22 protein-coding genes and 1 tRNA gene are annotated in these 24,026 nt (G+C 64.7%); 11 read left to right on the forward strand and 12 right to left on the reverse strand.

Going from position 1 to position 24,026, the window contains the following annotated elements:
* Nucleotides 1-9: 9 nt before the first annotated feature.
* From E8D38_RS09265 to E8D38_RS09290, 6 genes are read right to left on the reverse strand one after another with little or no spacing between them, the layout of a single operon-like run.
* Nucleotides 10-2,040: a hypothetical protein gene (locus E8D38_RS09265; RefSeq protein ID WP_140628271.1), complete on the reverse strand. Its 2,031-nt coding sequence runs from the start codon at nt 2,038-2,040 to the stop codon at nt 10-12.
* Between the two features lie 3 nt (nt 2,041-2,043).
* Nucleotides 2,044-3,414, reverse strand: a complete 1,371-nt coding sequence (locus E8D38_RS09270) for a S8 family peptidase (RefSeq protein ID WP_140628274.1) — start codon at nt 3,412-3,414, stop codon at nt 2,044-2,046.
* Nucleotides 3,411-4,502, reverse strand: coding sequence for a hypothetical protein (locus tag E8D38_RS29295; RefSeq protein ID WP_140628277.1), 1,092 nt, complete (start codon nt 4,500-4,502; stop codon nt 3,411-3,413). Before E8D38_RS29295 ends, E8D38_RS09270 begins: the two co-directional genes overlap by 4 nt.
* A 4-nt stretch (nt 4,503-4,506) precedes the next feature.
* On the reverse strand, nt 4,507-4,737 hold the full coding sequence (locus E8D38_RS09280; protein ID WP_140628280.1) for a hypothetical protein: 231 nt from the start codon (nt 4,735-4,737) through the stop codon (nt 4,507-4,509).
* Between the two features lies 1 nt (nt 4,738).
* Complete coding sequence (locus E8D38_RS09285; protein WP_140628283.1) at nt 4,739-5,974, reverse strand: hypothetical protein; 1,236 nt, start codon at nt 5,972-5,974, stop codon at nt 4,739-4,741.
* Nucleotides 5,975-5,992: 18 nt separating this feature from the next.
* Nucleotides 5,993-8,128, reverse strand: a complete 2,136-nt coding sequence (locus E8D38_RS09290; RefSeq protein WP_219851695.1) for a lysozyme family protein — start codon at nt 8,126-8,128, stop codon at nt 5,993-5,995.
* Between the two features lie 347 nt (nt 8,129-8,475).
* Here E8D38_RS09290 and E8D38_RS09295 point away from each other — a divergent pair.
* From E8D38_RS09295 to E8D38_RS09335, 9 genes are all read left to right on the forward strand, one after another.
* A tRNA-Met gene (locus E8D38_RS09295) sits at nt 8,476-8,552 on the forward strand.
* Nucleotides 8,553-8,629: 77 nt separating this feature from the next.
* Complete coding sequence (locus E8D38_RS09300) at nt 8,630-10,360, forward strand: site-specific integrase (protein ID WP_140628288.1); 1,731 nt, start codon at nt 8,630-8,632, stop codon at nt 10,358-10,360.
* A gap of 66 nt (nt 10,361-10,426) precedes the next feature.
* Nucleotides 10,427-11,404: a hypothetical protein gene (locus E8D38_RS09305; RefSeq protein ID WP_181179006.1), complete on the forward strand. Its 978-nt coding sequence runs from the start codon at nt 10,427-10,429 to the stop codon at nt 11,402-11,404.
* An 11-nt stretch (nt 11,405-11,415) separates the two neighbouring features.
* On the forward strand, nt 11,416-12,177 hold the full coding sequence (locus E8D38_RS09310) for an AAA family ATPase (protein WP_140628294.1): 762 nt from the start codon (nt 11,416-11,418) through the stop codon (nt 12,175-12,177).
* Entirely contained in the window at nt 12,174-12,410 is a 237-nt protein-coding gene (locus E8D38_RS09315) for a hypothetical protein (protein ID WP_140628298.1), read from the forward strand. The genes E8D38_RS09310 and E8D38_RS09315 overlap by 4 nt, the downstream gene beginning before the upstream one ends.
* Before the next feature lie 156 nt (nt 12,411-12,566).
* Nucleotides 12,567-13,613 (forward strand): ParB/RepB/Spo0J family partition protein, encoded by a 1,047-nt coding sequence (locus E8D38_RS09320; protein ID WP_140628300.1) that lies wholly within the window; start codon nt 12,567-12,569, stop codon nt 13,611-13,613.
* Nucleotides 13,610-14,302, forward strand: a complete 693-nt coding sequence (locus E8D38_RS09325; RefSeq protein WP_181179007.1) for a hypothetical protein — start codon at nt 13,610-13,612, stop codon at nt 14,300-14,302. Before E8D38_RS09320 ends, E8D38_RS09325 begins: the two co-directional genes overlap by 4 nt.
* A gap of 10 nt (nt 14,303-14,312) precedes the next feature.
* The gene (locus E8D38_RS09330; RefSeq protein WP_181179008.1) at nt 14,313-15,743 is read left to right on the forward strand and encodes a DEAD/DEAH box helicase; all 1,431 of its coding nucleotides are present in this window, start codon (nt 14,313-14,315) and stop codon (nt 15,741-15,743) included.
* 296 nt (nt 15,744-16,039) lie between these two features.
* Complete coding sequence (locus E8D38_RS09335; RefSeq protein WP_140628310.1) at nt 16,040-16,864, forward strand: hypothetical protein; 825 nt, start codon at nt 16,040-16,042, stop codon at nt 16,862-16,864.
* Here the strand turns inward: E8D38_RS09335 and E8D38_RS09340 are convergent.
* Genes E8D38_RS09340 through E8D38_RS09350 form a run of 3 tightly spaced genes read right to left on the reverse strand, consistent with a single transcriptional unit; the run spans nt 16,802 to nt 18,921 of the window.
* Nucleotides 16,802-18,013, reverse strand: coding sequence for a DUF4417 domain-containing protein (locus E8D38_RS09340; protein WP_181179009.1), 1,212 nt, complete (start codon nt 18,011-18,013; stop codon nt 16,802-16,804). The two genes, E8D38_RS09335 and E8D38_RS09340, sit on opposite strands and share 63 nt — an antisense overlap.
* A gap of 7 nt (nt 18,014-18,020) precedes the next feature.
* Entirely contained in the window at nt 18,021-18,368 is a 348-nt protein-coding gene (locus E8D38_RS09345; protein ID WP_140628316.1) for a hypothetical protein, read from the reverse strand.
* On the reverse strand, nt 18,361-18,921 hold the full coding sequence (locus tag E8D38_RS09350) for a hypothetical protein (protein WP_140628319.1): 561 nt from the start codon (nt 18,919-18,921) through the stop codon (nt 18,361-18,363). Before E8D38_RS09350 ends, E8D38_RS09345 begins: the two co-directional genes overlap by 8 nt.
* A 149-nt stretch (nt 18,922-19,070) precedes the next feature.
* Between E8D38_RS09350 and E8D38_RS09355 the strand changes: the two genes are divergently transcribed.
* Nucleotides 19,071-19,784 carry an NYN domain-containing protein gene (locus E8D38_RS09355; RefSeq protein ID WP_140628322.1) on the forward strand — a complete coding sequence of 238 codons (714 nt, stop codon included), beginning with the start codon at nt 19,071-19,073 and terminating at the stop codon, nt 19,782-19,784.
* 314 nt (nt 19,785-20,098) lie between these two features.
* On the opposite strand, the gene E8D38_RS09360 is transcribed toward E8D38_RS09355, so the two are convergent.
* The gene (locus E8D38_RS09360) at nt 20,099-20,902 is read right to left on the reverse strand and encodes a hypothetical protein (protein WP_140628325.1); all 804 of its coding nucleotides are present in this window, start codon (nt 20,900-20,902) and stop codon (nt 20,099-20,101) included.
* A gap of 162 nt (nt 20,903-21,064) precedes the next feature.
* Here E8D38_RS09360 and E8D38_RS09365 point away from each other — a divergent pair, with 162 nt between their 5' ends.
* The gene (locus tag E8D38_RS09365) at nt 21,065-21,322 is read left to right on the forward strand and encodes a helix-turn-helix transcriptional regulator (RefSeq protein WP_140628328.1); all 258 of its coding nucleotides are present in this window, start codon (nt 21,065-21,067) and stop codon (nt 21,320-21,322) included.
* An 18-nt stretch (nt 21,323-21,340) separates the two neighbouring features.
* Here the strand turns inward: E8D38_RS09365 and E8D38_RS09370 are convergent, their stop codons facing one another.
* Complete coding sequence (locus E8D38_RS09370; RefSeq protein ID WP_140628331.1) at nt 21,341-22,900, reverse strand: DUF4135 domain-containing protein; 1,560 nt, start codon at nt 22,898-22,900, stop codon at nt 21,341-21,343.
* On the reverse strand, nt 22,894-24,021 hold the full coding sequence (locus E8D38_RS09375; RefSeq protein WP_140628334.1) for a JmjC domain-containing protein: 1,128 nt from the start codon (nt 24,019-24,021) through the stop codon (nt 22,894-22,896). The genes E8D38_RS09370 and E8D38_RS09375 overlap by 7 nt, the downstream gene beginning before the upstream one ends.
* Nucleotides 24,022-24,026: the final 5 nt, after the last annotated feature.

Below are 24,026 nucleotides of genomic sequence, written 5' to 3' on the forward strand. Positions count from 1 at the left end.
CTCCCGATCTCAATGGAGCTGGGCCAGCAGCTGCTGGAGCTGCTCGGGGCTCGGCGTGCCGCCGGCAGTCAGCTGCTTGAGCTTGTTGACCACCTCGAGACCGTCGCCGCCGGCGGTCGGCAGCGCCGGCAGGCTCGGCGCCGTGCTGATCTCGACCGGCTGCGCGTACTGCTTGACCTGTTCGTCGCGCACACCATTGACCGCCAGCCAGGACTGCACGCCGATCAGCAGGCGGCGGGTCGTGTCGCGATCGAGATCGCCATCGACGCCGCTGTAGCCGTCGCTGTTCAGGTCGGACAGGAACGGTCGCGGGCTGCTGGTCGCAGCCAGCGCGGTGGTGTTCTTGGCGAGGATGTCGAACAGCGTGCTGGCCGACTGCGCCATCGTGCTGTACTTGACCCAGTTCGGCGCGCCGCCGAAGTCCTGCTGCGCAATCCGCTCGACCACCTGCCAATGGTTGGAGGCGGCGTAGGTCTTGAGCACCTGCGGCTGGTTCAGCAGTCCGAGCGCGCGGTCGAGATGCTTGTTGATCCTTGTTGCGACATAGAAGCTGCCGCCCCAGGCATAGAGTGAAGCGTTCTTGGCCAGCTCGAACGCGCACTTGCGCACCTGCTCGCCGGTCATCGACAGGCGCGAGCGCTGGGCCGTGAACATCTGGTCGACCTCGCGCTGGCGCGTGTACTCCGAGATGCTTGCGATGAAGCGCAGGAACAGCTGCTCGAAGTTCTTGTTCGGCGCGACCTCCTTGGAAACCTCGCCACCGGGCATGCCGAGCATGCGGCTGTACTGCGAGCGGCGCTGCGATTCGGACAGCCGGTCCTCGGTGTCCCAGTAGTACTCGTCGAGCGCCTTGCCGGCCGCGTCGTGGCCAAACGGCAGCAGGCCGTTCATGAACAGCTCGCCGAGGCGATCGGCGGCGCGCAGCACCAGCGTCTTTTCGAGCAGCGCGAGCGAATAGGTCAGGCCGGCGACGCGGATGTTGTCGGAATTGAGGTCGGCATCGCCGCCCGCATTGGTCGTGCCGCCCGGCAGGCTGCCCGGCGGCAGGCTCAACGAGTCGCCGCTCGAGCGCGTCTCGACATAGCGGTCGAGCGCGATGCGGATCGCCGACTCGAAATTGGGGTGGCCGAACGGAATCGACGAAGCACCCGCAATCACCTCGCGAGCGACGAAGGCGAACTCCTGCACCGCCAGCGCCTTCACGTTGCCGTTGAGCTTCGGGATCGTCTCGGCGATGAACTGGTAGACGATCGACAGCGCCACCTTGCCGCTGTCGCCGGCGCGCAGGCTCGGGATGTCGCCGATCGACTCGAGCCAGCTGCGGCGCAGCGCATCGGGCAGGCCGCTCGAGGCCGGATCGACCTCGCCGTCGAGCACCGTCATGCCGAGCACGGCTGCGGCTGACGGCACCTTGGTCACGTCGGCCTTTTCGGCCGGCACGCCGAAGCGGTCCTTGAGCTCGGCGGTCACTCGGGCGATGTAGGCGTTCTTGACACTGTCGTTCTGCAGGATCGGGATCGAGCTGACGTCGATGAAGAAGGTGGTGATATCGGCCATGGAGGTCTCCTTGATGAACTGAACCAGCCACTCGTTGAGCAAAGGCGTGTCCTCATCGCGTGGCTTGCCGATGACGAGGCGCAAGGCCGGCCCCATGAGCGGCCGGAGCGAATCCGTGCTGTGCTGGGAGAGCCACTGCTCGAGCGGCTTCAGCTGTTCGGCGCCCGCGTTGAACGGCGCCTGCAGCAAGACGCGATGCAGCAGTCGCGCGAGCATCAGTGCATAGGCGTTGCTCGGCGGGGGCGCCGGGCCGCTAGCCCTTGCCATGCCGGCGTCAAGCGCGCGCAGCAGCTGGGTCGGCGCCAGTTCGTCGACTGTTTCGAGCGCGGCTTGCAGCAGCCGTTTGGCCTCGTCCAGATCGGGCGCGCTGGGGCGGCCACCGACCACCAGAGCCAGCAGCTTGATCCATGGGTCGGCCATCGGTGCCGCCTTCGGTGCAGCGGACTTCGACCGAGGCGGTACGGGTGGGTTTCTGGTCGCCATGGATCACCTCCTCGAGGGGGTTGTTGCATGGAGCGCGTCGAGCGCATCGAGCGCCGCGCTGCAATCGAGCAGGCCGGCGCCGACCTCCTCGGCCGGTCCTGGCAAGCGTTGGGCACTCGAGCACAGCAGCTGGCGTACGCCGCCCGCATCGAGCGCCTGGCCGCGCCTGCGTGCGCGCGCCATCAGCAGCGCGGCCGCGCCGGCCACATAGGGCGATGCGAACGAGGTGCCCGAACTTGCCTGGTAGCCGCGCCGGCCGACACCGACGATGGACTCGCCTGGCGCACACAGCGCGATGTGCGAGCCCCAGGTCGAGAAGCGTGAGCGCTGCCCTTGTGCATCGACGGAGCCGACTGCGATCACCTCGGGCAACGCCGCCGGGTAGAACTGCTGGCGCTGGCCGCTGTTGCCGGCCGCGGCGACGAGCACGCAGCCGTGCGCCAGCGCGTAGCGGGCGACCGCGCGGTGCGGCGGCGCTGCATGGACGTCGCGCTCGTCGCGCGGCGAACCGAGGCTCATGTTGATGACCGTCGCGCCGAGATCGACCGCGACCTTGATGCCCGCGTCGATGTCCGGCAGCGCGCCGACGCCGACCAGCCGCGCACCGGCCGCTTCGCGCCGCGCTGCAGCGAGCACGCGGATCGGCAGCAGCATCGCAAGGCCGGCGAGGCCCCGCGGCAGCCGGAAGCCGCGAGCGCCGATGATGCCGGCGACGAGGCAGCCGTGGCCGACCTCGTCGTAGGGGTTGTAGTCCCAGCCGCGCGAATCGCCGATCAGGCGGGTGCTGTCGTTGAGGCGGCCGAGGCCGAGGTCGACCGTGTCGTAGCCGGCCATGCAGCGGCGTTGCAGTTCGGGGTGACCGACCACGACGCCGGTGTCGACGACCGCGACCGTGATCGTCGCGTCGCCCGGCTCGCGTGCGAGCGCCTCGGGCGCGCGGATGCGCCGCTGCGCTTGGAGCGCCTGCTCGTAGCTGAGGCGGCGCCCGGTCGGGGCGAGATCGAAAGGCGCACAGGCGAGCGTCTGCTCATCGCATTGCTCGACCGGGCCGAGATCGCGCAGCGCCTCGCGCAAGTTCGAGGCAGCCTCGGGCCTGCCGAGCTCGACCTGGTAGCTGCGCGACATGCCGAGCGCTTCCTCGTCGTCGGCAAAGCCGACATGGTGCTCGCCGGGCCGGCCGAGCGAGCGCCGCGCATGGAAGATGCGGCGGTAGCGCGCGCCGTCGGCCCAGCGGCTGACGAGTGCATCGATGCGGCCGCCGTCGAGCCGCGCAGTCGGACGACCGGCCCCCGACAGGCAGTCGAGATGCGCAGGCACCACTGCAGCCTCGACGCCGCTGCGCAGGGTGAGGGTCAGAAAGCCATCGCGCTTCACGTCTGCCCTCCGCCAGCCGGAGCCCAGGGGTCTGCCGCGGCGATTGCCAAGGCATCGTCGGCCGTGAACGGGTGGACCAGCGCGAAGCAATGCGGGTCCAGATCGCCGAGCTGCACCTCGAGCTCGCCAAGCTCTAGGTGCTCAGGCAGCCGCACGACGAGTCGGTCGTCGTCGAGCTCCTCGATCGCGAGCGCCTCTCCGTTCAGCCGCACCGCCGGAGGATAGGCCTCGTTGAGCAGGTTGCTGCCCGACAGCGCGAGGCGGCGCGTGCCGGGCGCAACCTCGAGGATTTCGGCGGCTGCTTCGACAGGCGCGTCGCCATACCCTTGCGCATAGGCTGTCTGGACCTGGTCGGCCGGCGCTGCCTCGAGCATGCGGCCCGGTCGCCGCCCCGGCACGAACACCGGCGCCGAACGCACGGGCGGCCGCGTCACCCCCGGCGGCGTGAATGGTGGCGCCGGCCGCGGCGTCGCCTTGATCGGCGGCGGCATGGCGGGCGGCCGTGCCACGGGCGACAGGACCGGCGGACCGGCGACCGGCGGACGCGGAGCGGGCTGCGCGACCGGGCGCGGGACTGGCGGCTTCACGGCGCCACCGAGCCTGGGCTGGCCGGCCTGCAGCGCCTGGCGCAGCCGGTCGATCGGCATGTCGGCCATGCGCGCGACCGTGTTGACGCCGGTCGAGCCCTTGAGGCGCTCGAGCTGGGCCAGGTTGGTCACACCGAGCCGCTCGAGCTTCATCTGCTCCTCGGGCTTGAGGCCGAGGTTGTCGAGCGGGGCCGAGCGGGTTGCGGCAAGCGAGATCGTGTTCTCCTCGATCATCGGCTTGGTGATCGTGGTGAAGTCCATGGCCAGCGTGCTCGCGCCCGATTCGTTCGGTCCGGCGGCGCGCAGCAGCACTTGGCCTTGGGAATCCATGTCGACGAACACCTTGAGCTCCAGATGCAGTTCCTTGAGGGCGTAGGTCAGCGGCCGGTTGACGGCCTTGATGCGCAGCGCGTCCTGCACGCGGTCGAGCTGTGTCGTGATCGAGGTGATGAACTCCTCGACCAGGAAGCCAGCGACGGCAGGGTTGTTGCGATCAGCCAAGTCATCACTCCTCCAGGCCAAGCTTCAGATGCAGCCGCTGCACGGGCGGCAGGAAGCCAGCTTCCCAGCGCGAATGCGGCGCCTGTGCGAGAAGCACGAGCTCGTCGCCGCGCGTCGCCGCGCTCACCTCGAGCGGCATGTCGACCTCCAGCTCGGTCACGACCAGGCCCGAATGGGGCGGCGCGTCGAGGCCATCGAACAGTTGCAGCAGGGTTTCGGCCAGTTCGGTTCGCATGTCACGCTCCCGCCGGCACCCAGGGGTCGAACGCGAGGGCCTGGGCCGGCGTCACGGGCGCGGCTTTCGGCGCGGCGGCCGGCGCCGTTGCCACCGGCGCGGGCAGCGCCGGGGCTGCAGCCGGCGCTGCGGGTTGCGGTGCCCCGGGCGCAGGCGTCGGAGCCGGGACCTTGGCGTTGTTGTTGATCAGCTGGATCGCCGCCGAATCGGCGAAACGCTCGAGCGGAAAGGTTTCGCTCGCGAAACGCACGGTCACCTGGCCGGTTAGATCGGCGCGCACGTTGATCGCACTCTGCGCGTTGAGGCTCGTCGTGTTGACCATCACGCCGGTCGCGCCGAACGGGCTGCGCCCGCCCATGCTGATGTTCCCGCTCGTGACCTTGTTCTCGTCGAACTTGATGTTGTTGGTCTCGCTCGCGTCGATATGGAACATCAGCTTGGCGCTGATCTCGCCGTCCTTGACGATCACGCGGTTGATGCCCATCAGCACCATGGTCGCGAGCGTCTGCTGGCGCCGCTCGGCCATCTGCCTGCGCGTGGCCGGCACGACGACTTCGTTGAGGCTCTGCTCGGTCAGCTGATCGGGCGAGTCGAAGCCAAGGTCCTTGAAGAAGCTCGGCAGCGATTGCGCGTTTCGATTGACGGTCAGGCGCGCGGTACCGCTGCTCGTGTCGCGGCCGATCACACCGCTGTACTGGTCGGCCAGGTAGTCCTTGGCCATGCCGTCCGACACGTTGTCGTTCATGAACTTGTCGACGGTGCCGGCTACGTTCTTCAGCAGCTCGGCGTAGGCCTCCATTTGCTGGATCGACGCATCGACGATCGCCTGGAACGTGCCCTGGATCAGCGAGGCGACGAACGACGGGAAATCGATCGCGTTGAGCGTCGCGCGTGCGACCTCGCCGACGCGGCCGACCGGGCCGGTGCCGGCGGTCGGCGCCTGACTTGACGAGGCAGCAGGCGGCGCAACGGCCGGCTGCGGGCCGGGGCTCGGGGATTGCACCTCGCCGGGAGCAAGTTGCGAGCGCAGGTCTGGTGCCATCTGGCGCGCAAGGCCAGGCCCTCCGAGCGGAGCCAGCATCTGCCCGATACGGCCAAGCGAGCGGTCGAGCTCGCGGCGCGCATCATGGTTCAGCTCACGGTAGGCCGGCGCCTGCCGAAGTGCCTGACCCAGCTGGCGGACGGCGGCGACCTCGTGCGAATCACCACCAGGCAGGAAGGACGGCTCGGCGCGCATGGCGGCTGCCTCCGCCACTTAGAACTGGAACAACCGGGTCGCCGAGGTCGCGTCGCGCAGACGCGCCATCCGCTCGGCCCAGGGCAGACCCTGCGCGTGGCGCAGCATCGCCGCGACGATCTCGTTGCCGCTGAGCACCGGCGTCGGGCTGCGCGGGCTCGCGCGCAGTGCAGCGATCAGCGCCGCATGGGTCGCGACGTCCCAGATGCCGGTCAGCGGAACCTGCGCGGCGCGCTGGAAAGCCGCGAGGTCGGCATGGCCGAGGCTCGCAAGAGCCTGCTGGCGCAGGGCCGGGGTCTCGACCGGCGTCGCTGCCTCGAGAGCCCAGGCCAGTGCGGCCGGCGCACCCATCTGCACGGCACGGTCGATCAAAAGAGTCAGCCCTTGTTCCGACTCGAGGCCGATCTGCCTGGCGACCTGCAGCACCGGGTGCACGTAGAGCCTGGCGGCCAGCTCGTTCTGCGCGCCCTGGAACGGCGGATGCTGGCCGGCGCGTCGGAAGCGGCCGACCCAGGGCTCCTCCCAGAGCGGCTGTCCGCCGACCGGGCGCAGTCTGGGGGACATGCCGTCGGGCGATTCCCAGGCGCGCGGACCATCGGATGCATTGGTCACGCGCAGCAGCGCTTGCGCCTCGGGGAACAGGCTGTCGAAGGTTGCGCGGTCGCGCTCGCGCATCAGCGCGAGCAGCTGGCCAAGCGTGCCGTGTTCCTGCACGAACGGGAATGCGCCGAACGTGAGGCCAAGGTGGTAGCGCTGGTAGGCCGGATGGCCGGTGCCGAAGCGGCCGGCGAATTCGCCGTCATCGACGATGCGGGCAAAGCCTTCCTTGCCCGACTCGAACGGCATGATCCTGGCGAGGATCGCCTTGCATGCCTCGATGTCGAACGGCGCACGGGTCGCGGCAGGCGGCGCGGCGACATTGGGGGCGTCCGACGCGGCATCCGCATAGGACTCGCCATGGCCGTCGTCGTCATCGTCGCTGTAGTCGTCGCCGTACGCCGAGGCATGCGCCTGGGCCTGGCCGGGCGGCGGCTCGATCTCGACCTCGTCATCTTCGTACTGCCTGGCCTGCGCCGCATGGGCACCGTCGGCATCCTCGTCGGGCAGCATCTCCGGCACCGGCTGGCGCGACGGCGCATCGAACGCATGCACTTCATCGTCGTAACCGCCGGCGCAGGACTGGGCGGTCTCGTGTTCGGCGCCATAGCCGGGTTCGTCATCCTCGGCCTGCGTCTCGTAGGCGCGCACGCCGGCCTGGGCGGGGGCGCCGTAGCCATCGTCGTAGTCGGCATCGGCCGCGCCGAGCCCGGTATCCACGTCGGCCGCGTCGCCGTTGCCTTCGTCGAACGCGGCCGCCGCTTCGGCATCCTCGAACATCGGCGTGCGCCAACCTGCCTCGGCAGCGAGCGAGGCGCTCGCTCCATGGCGGTCATCGTCGGCGTCATCTTCGGCATCGAGCGCCGCGGCTTGTTCGAGCCCTTCGTCGCCGTAGGGCTCCCCATAGCCCTCATCACCGTCGGCATCGCTCGCCGCCGCCTCGCCGACCTCGTGGTCGGCATCGGCATGGCCATCGTCGGCGGCCAGCCCGATCGATTCGGGCAGTTCGGCTGAGACGTCCTCGCCGTCCTCGTCGGCGGCAAAGGCGAGGACGGCACTGCGGCCGACGGGCAACAGCCGATTGACGGGCGTGCCGAACATCAGGCTCAGGCTGGCGGACAGTTCGTCCGCGATATTGACCGACGGCGCGGCAGTGGCGAGCGCTTCGGGCGCATGGGCATAGGTGGCGCGCGTGCCGTCGCTGTCTTCGTAGGCGATGACGGTGTAGTACAGCCGTTGCGCCGGCAGCATTGCGTGCAGCACGCTGCGCGGCACGAGATAGAAGCAAGGCGGGCCGTCGTTCTGCTGGAGGCCCTCTCGCTGGCTGTCATAGAAGTTCGACGCGTTGCGTGCGCCGGCCTGCTCGGGCGCGAACAGCGCACGGTCGCGCGCGATCAGCACGCGATAGCTGGGCCGCCCGCCCGTGTCGATACTGAAGCTGAGGTCGCTGTAGCGCTTGTCCACGAGATCGCGGATAGGCGTGATGCGCGGCACGCCGGCCGCCAGCGGCTGCTGCGCGCGCGAGGCAGGGGCCGCGGCAGCGGGATCGATCGTCATCAGCATGTCGATTCCTCTCGAAGAGCCGGGCACACGCCGAGGGTGCGCACCGGACCCGGCCTTCGATGCAACCCGGATGCCACAACGCAAGCATTTGATTCGCAAAGGATTTCACGAACGGCCGGAGCAGGGGTTTACGGTCGGGTGTTTACAGGCCAGCGCGCCGCGGAGCAGAAGCGCTGCAACAGCGGTGTTGCAGCGGTGTAAACAAGGACCGCCCTGGTCGCAGGTGCGGGCGAGACAACCACGCTCTTCGAGAAGAGAGGTCGCTCGGGATCTCGGTGACGCCGCCGCTTTTCGGGCACTTGCTAAACCCCCGGCAGACCCGGCTATAATCGCGGGCTCTTGGCGCTTTAGCTCAGTCGGTTAGAGCGACGGAATCATAATCCGCAGGTCCGGGGTTCGAATCCCTGAAGCGCCACCAAAGTCTACGAAAGCCTCGCAGGTCAAGCACTTGCGAGGCTTTTTTCTTGGCCGGGGTATCCACTTTGGGTATCCACCTTGTCCGCCAAGCCATCACGACTGACGAAGAACCGCCACGGCACCTACTGCCTGCGCTGGATCGTCCCAGTCGGCCTGCGTTCTGACGGCTCCCCGCGAGAGATCCGCTTCTCGCTGCGCACGACCGACCCGGCCCGTGCCCGTATTCTGGCGCTCGAGTTCAACCTAGCGCTCGAGCGAGTACGTGCCATGACCCGAGATAAGCATCCCCACGCCGGGGTGACCCCACTCACCGTCACCATCGGCCAGACGCAGTGGGACATCCGCGACGACAACGACCGTCGCCTCTTCGACCAGCTCATGCATGACAACCCGGACATCCGGCAGGCCCTCCTGCAGTCGGTCCGCTCGGGCGTCGCACCCGCCGAGGCGATGGCGGCCTTGGTCCAGCAGGTCAAGGCCGCAACGGTGTCGGCAGCATCCGTAGCCAATCCCATGCTGTTGAAGACGGCGATCGAAGTGTTCGAGCAGTCCCGCGGCACCCTCGACAGCAACCGACGCAGTACCGCGGGGGAGAAACGCCGGACCATGGACCTGCTGCAGGCGCATCTCATCGCCCACGGCCGACCGGCCGATTCCACCCATGTGCACGAAGTCCGCCGCGACGAACTGCTCGACTTCGTCAATGCGTATGCCCAGCGGCCCGCAAAAGCCGGGATCGACGCCGAACCTTCGGAGCCGAATTCCAGCGGCAGCGAAACAAGCGCCGGCGGCACGGGCGGAACGTTGTCGCCCCGGACGGTTCTCAAGGCGATCAGCCACCTCGAGAACTTCTTCACCTTCGCTCTGGGTAAGAACATGGTGGCGTCCAGCCCTCTGGACAACGCGTTCTATGAATCGCTGGAAGGCCTGCGCAGGAAGGCCGCCGGCGCCAAGCGGAACAACAGCTACGACGGTTTCCCCGACAGCGACCTCCGAGCCATCTTTGAACCGGTGCGCTACCTCGCCAACCTTCGCGCAGCGGACGACTTCTGGACCCCGTTGATGGGCGCCTACCTGGGCATGCGGCTGGCGGAAATCGTGACCCGGAAGGTCAGCGACATCTACCTCGACCAGGAGCAGGGCGTCTACGTCGTCGCCGTCAGGCAGGGCAAGAACGCCAACTCGGTGCGCCATGTGCCGATTCCTGAGCCCCTCATCCGGCTTGGACTGCTCGACTACGTGGAGCACGTGAGGGCCCTGGGAGCCACCGCGCTGTTTCCCCACCGGGAACTGAACGAGACGCGCAAGGACGACCCCTCCAAGCATGTCAGTCGCGTCTTTGGTCTGCACCTCGACGACGTCGGCATCACGGCGCCGGAGAAGGTGTTCCACAGCTTCCGACACACCGTCATCACCCGCCTTCACGTGCACGGCACGCCCGTCGGCGACGCGGAGCTCATCGTCGGCCACGCCGCGCAGGACGTCCACATGCGGCTGAGCAGCGCCTCGGGGCAGTTCGGCGGTAAGTCGTCCACGCACCTGAAGACCTACGTGAACGCCGGCGCCTACGGTCAGGAATCGCTGTATGGACGTCTCAAGGCACACCTGGAAAACAGCCTGCACTATCCGCTCGACTTCGGCGGCCTGCGCGAAGCCGCCCGGATCGTTCAAGAGCTGACTGTCAAAAAGCCGGACGGAAGCTTCTCTTCCGGCTGGCACACGAACAACCGGGCCCTTGCCCAAGCCATGCTCGACCGCGTCTGCGCGACTGCGAGCCAGCCCAACGGCGCGGTGGCCGGCAAAGCCTGAGCCGCGTTTCAGCGCTACCGGGACGCCCGCATTTCAAGCCCTCGAGCACCTTGCATTAACGACCAGATGAGGAAGATTGAAATGCGGCCTGCCATCCCAACACAAACGCCGGATACCCAGAGCTTCTACCAACGCGTGATCGGTCGGCTCGAGCGGCACGCCGCGGAGATGGTCGTCGCAGGCGAGATGGTCTACAACGAGGACCGGAACCTGCGGATTGCAATCGCGTTCACTGACCTCGAGCCCAAGGTCACGGTAGCAACAGCGCGGCTGTATCGAGCGGCCGTGCGTCATGCGATGGCAACGAGCCCCGGCGATTTCGACCACGACGTCGATCAAATTCTCGACCCCGAACACAACGAGACCTGGTTCGATCGGCAGGAACAAGTACGTCAGGAACGCGCCGCGAATCTCACTGAACTTCGCGGTGCCCAGCAGAAGGCGCGCTGGATTCCGATGACAGACTGGGCCAAGCTCAACGCCGCACTGCGCGCGTCCGGCAGTGTCTGGGCAGAACCGGCATGCAGCTGGATTGGGGCGACCCTGGTTACCGGCCTGAGGCCATGCGAATGGCGCGGGGCCCAGCTAGTCGACAAGGCTCTCGTCGTCTGCAACGCCAAGCAGACCAACGGTCGTGCGCACTCAGAGACCCGGACGATCGGCTTGGCGAGGTGCCCGCGGGAGGACATTGATCTCGTCTCCGGGTTCCTGAGCCGGGTGAAGTTGGCCGGCGATGAGTACGAAGCGATGTACGACGGTGTTCGCGAACTCATTCGCATCGTCGCCCGGCGAACCTTTCCGGGACGCACTACGTTCCCCTCTCTTTACACGGCCCGCCATTGCTTCGCCGCCCGAGCCAAGTCGACCTACACCAAGGCCGGAGTGGCGGCGCTGATGGGTCACGCGAGCACCGACACGGCCGGTCGGCACTACGCCCAGGCTCGCCACGCTCGAGGTGGCCGACCGCTCGACGTCGAACCATCCAACGCCGACATCACGGCCGTGCGCCAGGCGAAAGCGGCCAGGGCGTTGCTTGAAACGTGAGAGGACGTCCGATGACACACGTGCTACTCGACCGGGCGGCGGCAACGCCACACGACACCAACAACAGTGATGACGTGGCAGCAAGCCGCCATGACATCAACTCGACCAGCCACGCCGTTGATCGCATGCTGACGATCGCCGTCTTCTCGCAAAAAGGGGGCGCTGGTAAGTCGACCCTAGCGGTGCATCTCGCCGTTGCCGCCAGCGTGTCGATGAAGGTGGTCCTCATCGATGCCGATCCGCAAGCCACCGTCGCTACGTGGGCCGCTGATCGCGCCAAGCATTCGCCGTTCGTCGCCCGCGCCGAATCGTCCACCATCGAGCAATTGCTGGCGAGTGCGCGTGACGAAGGGTATGACCTGGCGATCATCGACTGCCCTCCCCACGCCGCGCCCGGAACTGCCGCGCTGCTGCGCAGCGCGGATCACGTGGTCATCCCCGCGCAGCCAACGATGCCGGACCTCACGGCCACCGCCCGTTCTGTCGCTCTGGCACGCGCGGCCGGCAAGCAATTCTCATTCGTGGTGAATCGAGCGCCAAGCCGGGCGCCGGAGGTATCGCAGGCGATCGAAGCGTTGCGCACAGGTGCGCCTGTGGCGCCGGTGGTGATCGGCGATCGGCGCGCGTTCTCGCGGGCGCTGACCGATGGACTCGCGGTCACCGAGTTTGCGTCCAGCACGTCGAAAGCAGCGACCGAGATCAATGGTTACTGGCAGTGGCTGTACGCGCAGATCAGGAGAGAGCAATGGCAAAGGCAACAAGCAGTAGCTTGAGCAAATTCGCGGTCAACAAGCCGACCGATTCGACGACATCCAACGACAACGCCCTCGTTCAAACCCGCGGCAAGAACAAGCGGGTAGGCATCGCCGTACGGCTCAGTCACGACGACTGGCACAGGGCCACTGAGTTCGCGATGCGTGAGCAAACCTCGCTGCAACGCCTGCTTGTTGCCGGCATCAGCGAGTTGCTGAAGCAACGCGGCCTACCGCCGCTGACTGGGGATTGATTGCACGGTGACACGTCGCCGCGTCGCCATGTCATCAACAAGCAACGGTTGACGCGGAGTGCAGGCAGCGCGCTGCCTGCGATTGGCGCGTTCTGATCGACAAATTTGCGGTGACTCGCCAGACTTTCCCTCCATCGCAACCGTCCCGCGACCTCAATGATCGATTCGAATCAGTGCCCCGCCGCCGCCATCGTGGGCAGTACGTCTAACGCCGGCTCCAGTCGCCCACGAGGCAGTCGACTGGAGCAAGGCCTCCGGGCCAAGGCTCGAGCGGCGATCAAGAGAGGCGACGACGTCGTTCATATCTACACGTCGATCCGCACGACCAAGTCCAAGCCTGCATGCGAGTCAGGCGAGGAACGCGCTGGATCGATCCTCCTCGACCCTGAGCTGGTCGGCCTTTCGCGCTGGGCCAACCGGCACGAACACAGTTATCTCAGCAGCGCCTTCCTCGAACTCAAGCAGAGCATCCAGCATGACGGTGGAAACCAAGTCCCCATCCTCGTACGTCCACAGCCAAACGCCGATTCGTCTTCGCCTCCCTACGAGCTCGTCTACGGTCACCGTCGCCTCCGTGCCTGCCGTGAGCTGGGGCTGCTTGTCCGGGCCATCGTCGAGGAGTTCCCCGAGAGCCGGCGGCTGGTAGAGCGCATGCATGCTGAGAATCGCGACCGGGAGAGTCTCTCGGCGTTCGAGACGGGCGCTTTCTATAAGCGCCTCCTCAGCGAGCGCATGTACGCCAGCCAGCGAAAACTGGCCGAGGCGCTGGGGGTGGACCAGGGGGACGTCAGCCGCAAGGTTTGGCTGGCATCGCTGCCGGCCGACTTCTTTCGACTCGTGGGGTCGCCTATCGAGATCACCTGCGACGACGTCAAACGTTTGCAGCCTGCCTGGAACCGTGATCCGGAAGGAATGCGGCGCCACATCAAATCACTGCTGGATGAGGGCATGGATCAGACCGCCAAGCAGATGGTCTCGAAGTTGGTCGCCGGCCCAGCCAGAAAGGGTGATGGAGCCTCCATCACTCGGGACCAACAACTCGTGGAGATTCGCGGCTCTCATTCCACCGGCATGACGATTAAGGTGAACGCCCCACTGAGCGAGAACGACCGGGAGCAGTTGCAGCAGCAGATCGAAGCCTTTCTCTCGGCGCGAGGATTCTGTGAAGCGCCTGCCACCAGCCATGCGGAGCGGGTTCTGTGATGCTTCAGGATCGGCTTTCGTCGAGCCTTTCGTCGAGCACCGACAGCAACCCATCTGCGGCGTCGCACTGCGACGTCGCTCCATCGCAATCGGGACTGATCATCCACCCCACGGAAGTGGAACGGATGGCCCGCCAAAGCGTCCGCGACGCTCGTCGACAAAGCGCTGTGGCGATCCGGCTTGCGATGGCCGCGTCAATCGCGCATGGGAATTCTTGGTTCTCTGTCTCGGAAGCTGCGCGCGCGCTTGGCAGTGGTCTCGTCGAGCAAGCGACTTCCCTGGCATCGCGCCTCAGCGCTCTTGGGGTGGCAGAGACTCGCAAGACGTTCGTGCAGCACGGCCAGTACCCCCGCGTCGACGCTCGCCTCACTTTGCGACTGTTTGATGTGCAGCACCCGCTTGGCCGCATCTCTGTGCGAATCAGACGCGACGTGGAGCTCTATGGCCGAACCCATCCGTTGGCCACGCCGCTGCCCGCACTGCTGAGCGTCGGCATTCATCTGTATGGTTTCGTGACGTCGATCGAACTGGCTCACTTCCTTGAACCCGAATTCGACCGCAAGCGAAACCCATCGGCAGCGAGGAAGCCACTCCTATGCATGGAGCAGTTAGGCGTCGTGACCATCGTCCGCGATGGACCGCCGCCCAATCCATTCTTTGTCACGCCCATCGAACGTGCGTTCTGCTAGACCTCACCCAGTGGCCGACTGTCACGCAGGACCCGGACTGAAGCTGCGTGACTACCAGCAGGAGGCTGTGGCCGCGGCTGCTTCCCGGATCGCTCCCGGAGCGAATGTACTGCTGGTCATGCCAACCGGCTCCGGCAAGAGCATCGTGATCTCCGCCATCGTGGATTGCTTGGACGGCAGGCAGATCCTCATCATCACGCCGCGGAAGCGGTTGCTCTTGCAGACCTGCACTCGCCTTCGCCATCACGGCGTCTTGTCAGCCGGTCTGGGCAATGACCTGGGGCACGGGCATCGCGTGGTAGCCGGCACGTACCAAACGATGGTGCGTCGCAGCGAAATGGCGGCCCCCGACGTGATCATCATCGACGAGTGCCACCTCGTGCCTCCCGACGGAAGCTATGCCGAGCTTCTGCGGCGATTCCCCCGAGCGGCGGTCGTCGGACTCACGGCGACGCCGTTCCGAGCCCAGAGGCACATCAGGTACTGCGGGATCGATTGGCAGCAGGGCTTCGAAGTGCCGATGGTCGATCTGATCGATCAAGGTGTGCTCGTTCGCCCCATCAGCATGTCGACGGGCAAGGGCTTCTCGATGCCGGAGGACGAGACCGCCTCCCTTGAAGAAGTCACTACGCGCATCGCCCCTGGTCTGCGCGCTTCGGTCGCCTCGGAGCGACGCAGTCGCTGCGTCGTCTTCTGCGCAGACATCGCTCATGCCGTGTTCACTGCCGGGCAGTTGCGCGCCCAAGGCGAGGCCTCGGTGCACGTCGTTCACAGCAAGCAACGGGGCGACGTTCAGGAGGCCGAGATTCAGGCCTTTCAGTCGGCCGCGGGGCGGTCATGGCTCATCAACGTGAACCTGATTAGCGTTGGCGTGGACATCCCCTGCATCGATGCCGTGGCCATCCTGCGCAATGTATCCAGCCTTGCTCTTCTCATTCAAATGATCGGGCGTGGTCTCAGGATCTTCGATGGGAAGGCGGATTGTCTGGTGTGGGACTACGGAAACGGAACACGCAGGTTCGGCTTCATCGACGATCCAAGACTCGATGCGAACGAAGCAGGCACAGCCCCGCCATCGCAGAAGACTTGCCCAACTTGCAGCGCCTTGTTGCTAGCTTTGGCAAGGTCGTGCCCACGATGCGGCCACGAGTTTTCGAGATCCGTATCGCTGAACGACGCTGCATCTGGATCGCCGCTCCTTTCCGCCGACTACCGCGTAGCCACCTATGGGGGTGCCAGGGTCACCCGAGACGCCCGCGGCATCTGGATCGTTCAGCACGAACTCATCGATGATGGGGTGCGGTTGGTTTCAACCACGTCGGCGCGTAGCGAGGCCGATGCCCGTATGGCCGTACGGCCAGCCGGCACATCGGTGCTCGTTCGGCGGCTGGCCGGCCGGCAGGTCAAGATCTGCTGCACGCATCGCCATCCACCGTCATGAGGAATCTTGGTCAAGCACGACAGGCCCAAGTTCTCGCACACCCATATGGGCCTGCTGCTTCAGCTTCAGATTTCCGACGATCTGCATTTCGCTGCACGGCGGTACGCCGAGGCGAACCGCCGTGACACATGGATCGACGTTGCCTAAGGCTTGGCATGCGGGCTTTTCGCAGTTTCTGCGAACAAGGCCGTGGAGATCTGCTAGTTCGCCGTTCGTCTTACCGCCCGCCTCTGCCCGCAGACTTTGCCGTGCTACATCAGCGGTCGTGTGCCAAGATGGTCCCGGGAGGCAAGAACATGGCAAAGCAAGACGACTTCGAACGTGTCCTTGTCATCGAGTCCGCTATGCACCGGGCGGAAGCGCCTGGTACGGAGCTCTTTGACGCCTCGAAGGAGAGCTTGCTCGCTCTCGGAGAGCTCCTAGCGCTGAGGCGCCAGTGGGAAAGGCAGGGGAAGGTTGTGCGGTTACGCGGCACTGCACGGCGACCAGTCTTAAGCGTAGTTCGCGAGGTTTCGACGACACCAGGCTGCTCCTTCGCCGCCGGCCAGCACGCGGGATGTCTGAGGCTCCCACCGGTATCCTCCCCGCTTGCAGAGCGCGACGAATCCTTCGACGAAAACTTGAATCGCTACTTGATGGGCGCCTCCGGCGTTCTCACCGGCGCAGGTTTCCCTGACAAGGCACGTCAGCGCTTGCTCGGAGCTCTCGGCGAGTTGCTCGACAACGTGTTTCAGCATACGGGCGGCTGCCAGTGGGCGCTGTCGGCCTATGAGGTGGACGACGGTGGCCGGTTCTCGGCAATCGTCGCCGATGACGGCGAGGGCGTTCTTGCCAGCTACCGTCGGAACGGGCAGCTAGGCTCGCAGGACAACGCCAGCCAGGCGCTCGACTTGGCGGTGCTGCAGCACCGCTCATGTACAGGCCGCGCTGACCGCGGCTTGGGCTTCAAAGAGCTCATGGACGCCTTGCGCTCGCTTGATGCGCTCGTCCGCGTGCGCAGCGACGATGCCAGTCTCACGCTGGCCGCTGGCGCCGCGGCCAGTGGTGAGCCGGCTCGCCTAAGCGAAGAGTTTGAGTTGCGAGGCTTCGTCGTTGGGTTCGTTGCGTCTGTCTGCAGGTGACTTCGAGGCGGAGGGCGACGCTTCGTAGTCCAGAGGCCTCTGCGCCCGAAGACCCTTGTGGCTGGGCTCGAGTGACGCCTTCCACACGTTGAGGTTGTGTCTCAGCAACGCCGTCAGTTGCTTTGGACCTTCTGTTGGCGACTTGCTGAAGCGAAGGCGGCCACTGGATGTCAGGTGACCTGCGCGGCGATGAATCGTCTTCTGGTACGGATTGGCGTCGAGCACGATGACGCGCTCGAAGTCCGCGGCGAGCTCGTGCCGGAGTTCGTTGTGCCCCCGTACAAGCAGCCACAGCGGCCGGCCAGCCTCTCTGGCGAAAAGCTTGAGGCGTTTGAGATACACGGGGATGTCATCGACGCCGCTGGTCCCGGTGAGGAACTCGAAGGCGACCGCACGCAGCTCAGGGTGCTGGCGGGCGAACGCCGCCCATCGCATGAAGTCGTGCTCGGTCCGGCCGTTGATGTGCAGCGCCGCGGGAATGCCTGCCTCCTGCAGCAGATACCACATCCACGCGATGCGCTTCATGGCATGCAGGTTGTCGTGGCGGGGCGCGTCCAGGTACAGGCTGAAGTTCGGCGTGGTCGCCATTGCCACGCCGGAACGCTTAAGCCGTGCGAGAACCGCCGCAGCCTGACGCAGCCGCCAAGTGCGCTCTACATGGCTGTCCTGCTGCACGCCGGTGAGGACCCAACCGATGCGTGGTTTGACACCGAAGGTGTCTCTGAGCTCGCTCGCCGTCCTGGCTCGGTCGGTGCCATCTTCTCGACGCAGCGCCTTGGTGAAGGGTAAAGCGGCGAAGTCGAGGGACGTCAGAGGCTCGCCTCCGTGGTTGCCATCGAAGATCGGCAGAGCGTCGGGAAGCGCCGGCAAGGGCAGGTCACGCGCGATGGGGACGTTGTCGAGCGTTAAGCCGTGAACCTCGCGAATCCGGGCCGCGAAACGGCTGGGCGCAGTCGGGCAGACAAGATCACAGGCATCCGGGTTAGGGCACTGGCACTCACTGAGGCAGGTCATGTCGCCGAGGGCAATGGCCTTGCTATGCAGACCGCCGCAGGCCCCTCGGTCAAGGCATTCACTGCACCCGAGCCGAAGCTGTCCTCCATCCCGGTCCTTGAGCATCCAAATGTGGCGTTGCTGGACCACGTCCATCGGCGTCTCACTCGTCAAGGCGCAGGTCCGCGAGACCGGCTGCTTCGTGCATTGCATCCACCGTGGCACAGGCAACGCCGCTTCCTTGCTCTAGGGCTTGGATGAGCGCTCGTGGCGGCCGCACCAACGAGGCGACGCTGTGCGTCCCTTCGCAGGCCACCACGCCCTCGGGTGTTCGCCGAAGGAGGACGCGTTGACCGGCTTTCAGCGCCGTGCCACGACTGCAGGCCGCTCGAAGGGTTCGCCGGACAGAGGACTGTTGCTGCACAAACAGGTCAGGCGTGGCGAGCGTCGCGCTGTCGCGCCAAGCCTTGCGATGGGCCGGGCCCTTCTTGCGAATGAAGTCGTCACCCATGCTTCAGTCCTTTGACTATCGGCGAGTAGAACTTGGTCTTGCCCTGCTTTTCCTCGCGCAGCAGGCCCATTCTGTTCAGCGTGACCAGCCGGTTGTTCCACGCAGTCACCACGGTCGTTTCACCGGACGCCTTGGCAATGGATCCCGCATCGGCCACGCCTGCCTCGCACACGAGGCGAAGCGTGAGATCAAGCTTCTCGTCAAGCTCGCCGAGGATGCGCGGATGGGTCAGCCGGTCTCCGTGCCGGGCGCCGATGATGACGGCGCCCCCATATGCCTTCAGCGATACGGCGATGTCGTCAGCCACGGCACTGTTGACGTTGGCCAGAACGAGGGCGGCGCCGTTCTCCTGACACCAGCTTCCGAGTGGCCAAATGGCCTCTCGAAAGTAGCTGGCCGAAAGCACCTCCACGTCTGCCAGGTCGAGAACCACCATTGCGTCCTGAACGCCGCGCAGATGGCGCAGAAGAGCCGCGTGACCGGCTTGCCCGCGCGTGGCGCCGACAAGCACCGTTCCGAGCGTCTCGGAGAGGGGAAGCACAAACATGGTCATTCATTCACTCATTCACGTGAGTGAGAATAGACACTGGGAACCGCGATGTCAAGCGGTCGCTTCGCCCATTCAGGACGGGCGCTGACGGTCGGTAGCGCGGCGTTCGCACTGCAAGGAAGCTGCTACCCTGCCCGAAAGGAGCGTGGAGCATGGCAGGAGACAACCCGGCACGACTGGCGGTTCTCATCGACGCGGACAACGCCTCGGCGTCGGTAGCGCGGGAGCTTCTCGAGGAAGTGGCCAAGTACGGCACGCCGACAGTGAAGCGTGCATACGGCGACTGGACCACGCAGAACCTTGTCAGCTGGAAGGAAACCCTGCACCGGCATGCGATCCAACCGATCCAGCAGTTCGCCTACACCAAGGGCAAGAACTCCACCGACAGCGCGTTCATCATCGACGCCATGGATCTTCTGTACGGCGGCAACCTCGACGGGTTCTGTCTGGTATCGAGCGACAGCGACTACACGCGGCTCGCGACCCGGCTCAGAGAAGCGGGCAAGCTCGTCGTCGGACTCGGAGAACGCAAGACTCCCGAACCATTCATCTCAGCGTGCGACAGGTTCATCTTCCTTGAGGTGCTCAAGCGTCCCGAGGGATCCGCGGCGCCTGCACAAGTCGCCGACGTGCCAGACCTGAAGGAATTGCTGACCCATGCCGTTCGCGAAACCATGCGCGAGCCGGGATGGGCGTCTCTTGCGGCGGTGGGCTCGTTCATCGGCAAGACCAATGCCTCCTTCGACCCGCGCAACTACGGCTACTCGAAGCTCGGCGAACTTGTCCGAAAGCAGTCCTACCTCGAGATCAGGGAGACGCCCGACCAGTCGGGCTTTGTACATCTACACGTGAGGTTGAAGGGCTAGCGACAATGAACTCACTGGTCGGACCTGCCCGTCTGGTGGCGAAGGCCTTCGACATTGCCGTCCCGAAAATCGAAGCAGCACGGCACCGCCCGGATCGGTCATTCGTCGCGTTCGATGGCGCCAAGCGTGAGCGAAACCGCAGGCAGCGGAGTCACCTTCGGCGCCGACAACCCGTCGTCAAAGCGGCCATCAGCACTCAGCCGGGTGACAGCGACGTGGTCTACGACTATGCCCCGAGTACCTGGAGTTCGCGGTCTCCGGTCAGTCAGCGGGCGCCGGCGCCGGCGCCGAGATGTGCGCCAGTAGGTGACTCATCACAGCTTCGCGTCGCCGCCGCGCTTGTTGTCAGACTGGGCCTTAGCAGTGGCCGCGTTGTTCATGGATGCGAAGAACATCCGTCCCGCCTCGAGGTCGACGAGTTGGCCGCCGCCGGCGCCGATGCTTTTGACGCCAGCCGTCTTGGTGATGCTGTAGTTGACCCACAGCACCTTGTTGCAACCGGGCTGCAGGGCGATGCTGTCGGTGGCCATGTGACTCAGCGGGGTGCCGGTGCATTTGCCGTCGTACAGCTCGACGCCGGACGTGCCCTTGGAGCCGTCGCTGGTCCGCTTAGTGCCCTCGATGACGTCAAACATACTCTCGATCGGGCGAGCTGCCGCGTACTTTGTGGTCAGCTCGCCGACCATCTTGTCGTAGTCGTACTTGGACGACATGTCGTCGCGCCAGACGGCCCAGACCTTGCCGTCGTGGACCAGCAGCTTGATGAAGTCGTAGTTCGACTTCTGTTCCGGGCGTAGTTCAAACCGGACTCCGGCGCGCACCGGCTGACGGTTGCTCGGGTTGACCAGCATGTAGTCGGTCTGCTTGATCTTCATCGGGCGTCCCATGGCGTCCGGCGAACCGTCAGGGAAGCGCTTCCTGATCGCCGCGACCGCGTCCGCCTCGCTCATGCCGAGCTTGACGCCGAGCATGTCGTACCCGGCCATCGCGCCAGTGGTGTCCTGAGGCTTCGGCTTCGAGGGGTCCACGAGTTGCGCCCGGGCGCTGACAGTCAACCCGATGAGGGCGGCCATGGTGAGGGTTCTCAGCGGCGAGTTCCGGGCGAAGTCGAGTGTCATGCAGTCCTGTCCCTGGTTCAATGGTGAGCAAGGTGTGGCGCATCCAGCACCTTAGGCATAACCGTTAGGTCTATAGGTGAACTTAAATGATACACAAAGGGCGCATTTCGATCCACCGTTGATGTGGTCATGCTGCGCTCCTGAAACGGATGCTTGGGCCTCATGCCCAAAGCCAAGCAGCCCCTCACTGCCAGACAAGTTTTCGCTCGGAACCTACGACGAGCGCGGCGGTTGCAGGACCTGACCCAAGAGCAACTTGCGCTTGAGGCTGACATGCCACGCGCGTACATCAGCCGGGTCGAGCGTGGCACGATCAACATCAGCATGGACAACGCCGACATCCTGGCCAAGGCGGTGGGGGTTCCCCTGCGCGATCTAGTGGACCCGGCGAAATTTCAGGGCCTCGACGACGCTGCGTGAAGCCCGCATTAAGGGGGCTTAGCTTGCGGAAACTTCCTCGCTCGTCGCTCGCCTGAGGCGCTGCTTCGTTGCCTTCTCCAGCCGCGCGCGAAGTGCTGAAATTTGCTCGTCCACGGCGGAGGGACTCAGCTCGTTAATTCGCAGACGCACAACTTCTAGCGGAGAGAGGTCAAACACACCCGGAACAACTGCATTCCGCACAAAAAGGTCCCTGCTGCCCGCTCGCACGTAAGCGGCTGGAATATCGAGCGCGTCAAGATCAGCGGACTCTTGGTCAAGAATGGTCCGAGCAGCAGCCGCAAAGCCATCTGGTGCTTCTTGCAAATCTGCCTCGAGGTGTGATCGCCACGCCTCTGGTGCGTATGAGGAGAAGCAGATCCCCGCCATGCGCTCCGCCAACACCGCGGCGTAGACGCGAGTCGCCCGTAGCGGCACCCTGAATATATGTTCCGGCGATATGAGCGCAATTAGCTCGTCCTTATGGCAGAGCAGACATTCCGATGCGTGGCGGATACCATCTACGAAGCACTCAAAGTGCTCAACTGCCGGTGCGATGCGTCGTCCATCCACCTCCACCGCGCTTCGACTACGGTGCAAGCGTAGTGACCGTTGCTCCCAAGGAAGTTCAACCTGAAGGCCTGCATTCGGATCGGCGCGAAACATTACGTCGACGCAACTGAGGCCTCCGTAGTCGATCTCCTGGCCGCCATAGTGGTCGAAGTTAAGGAAAAGGGACGTCACATCGTCATGCTCTTCGCGTGGGCGACGCAGAAGGTAAGCAGCGGCGGCAGCCGAGAACCTTGGCTGACACATCGTTTCACAGTCGACGACGACAGGCCCCTGCTTGGTGGCAATGATGTTCTCGAAGTGCAAATCTGACGCGTTCAGCACTCTCGCCACGGCGTACAGCACCCCACCGGAGAAGGCAAAGTGCTTCGCGGCTTTGGAATCAATTTTCTCCTCGTACTCCACTCCGGCCATCCAATGGTAGCCCTCTCTTATCAAGGCTTCAGGAGCCACCAACGGGAGGCCCCAATGGCGAAGATGACGAGAGACCTCGCCACAAAGTGCAGCCCCAGAGCCAGAGCGAGGTTTGTAGTACAGATCGCCATGGCCAACAAAAGCGAACCGCAGAACGTGTTGACCGTGATGTTTGTCTGCCGAAGCAATTCGCACCGAGCTCAACTCAACGCCATGCCGCAGTAGCCCATTGCTTATTAGCAACTCCTGATCGAGCAAATAACGATGACCTGCTGTAGCGAACTCATGGACCAACTGACATGATTGCTCGTAAAGCGCGCGATCAAGCACCGGACAAGATCGGAGATTGCGCAGTATCCATTGTGCGAGCCCGATCCCCGATAAAGCAGCGAACTGACGCTCAATTGCATTCTTCAGCGGATCACATAACCGTCTGTAGAGCGCGATGAGTTCAATCCCCAAGCCGAGCTCTACGGCTTGATTTAAGAGTCCATCGCCCTTCAATTTCGCGACGACAAGGTTTGCGATCTGCTTAAGACAATCCTCTTCCTCAGCCGAATCGACATCTGCACCACCGATAAGTGCGGAAATCAGCAAGCTTTGTACTCCAACACCCCAAGAGTGATAAGCCGACGACCGAGCTCTATTGCGTCTTCAATCGGCAGACCCAGCTCCTGAGCGATTTCACGCGGAGTGAACTCGCACTTCTCGTTGATCAGTTGCATAGCACGATAGTATCCAGAGGGGAAGGCCGTCTTAGATCGTTGCTCCGAACGGACGCCATAGTCGAATAGCAGGCCTGACACTTCAAGCGTGGATAGGTCGCGCATCAGCTTGTAGGTTATAGGAACCCCATTCACGCGCACGAGCAAGTCTTCGGCGACAAGTCGACCTACGCGCAGCATTGACCGTAACCCATCCCGCGGAAGATAGATTCTTTTCTCGGCGAGATCGGCATCCAAACCTGAATTCGCTTCTAGTGTCTCGAGCGCTTGGCGAATCAGCTCGTCGCGTTCACCAGCCGTGGCAGGCAGCCGAAGTGCCTCCTGAAGCAAGCTCGCTTTGCGGACAGCTTGGACGATTCCGTCCGCGATCGTCGGCACATGCACCCCCGCGGAGAGATGCAATGATCCCGCCTGACCAGGCAGCCCCCGATGAATGTGACCTCGCGGAATGTAGAGCACATCACCCGGCGAAAGATCAGTGCGAAGGTATTCGCGCGCGCACTGGTCCTGGTCGACCGGGGGTTTGTACATTCCCTCAATAGGAAAAGGCGTAGAGGGCCTAGCCACAGACCACGACTTGACGCCATGGACCTGGACCAGAAACACGTCAACTTCGTCGTAGTGATACCCGAAACAATGCTGCGACGAAGGGGACAAGAACGCAGTTACGAAGGTCCGAGCTCCGTCCGGGTAAGCGCGATTGATCTCTTGACAGAGGCGCGCGACGTCAGCGTTACAAAGGTTTAGCTTATTAAAGATGGCCGTATAGCCATCCGCCAATCCTTCGAAGATCCACTGAAGGGCGTCTTGTCTGGCCGCTGCGACAGTGGGAAAGATCTCCTTATCCGCACCGGCCATCCGAATATTCTGCGCGATCTGGCCGCGGTTCGCCCAAAGATCCACCTCGAAGTCAGCCAGTTCGTAGTGGAAATCTGGCAAAGCATCTTCAAGGCGAAAGGTCCGTGCGAATTCCGACGGGATGAAACCCATCATCCCGG

Source organism: Methylibium rhizosphaerae, from assembly GCF_006386545.1.
Lineage (GTDB): Bacteria > Pseudomonadota > Gammaproteobacteria > Burkholderiales > Burkholderiaceae_C > Pseudorivibacter > Pseudorivibacter rhizosphaerae.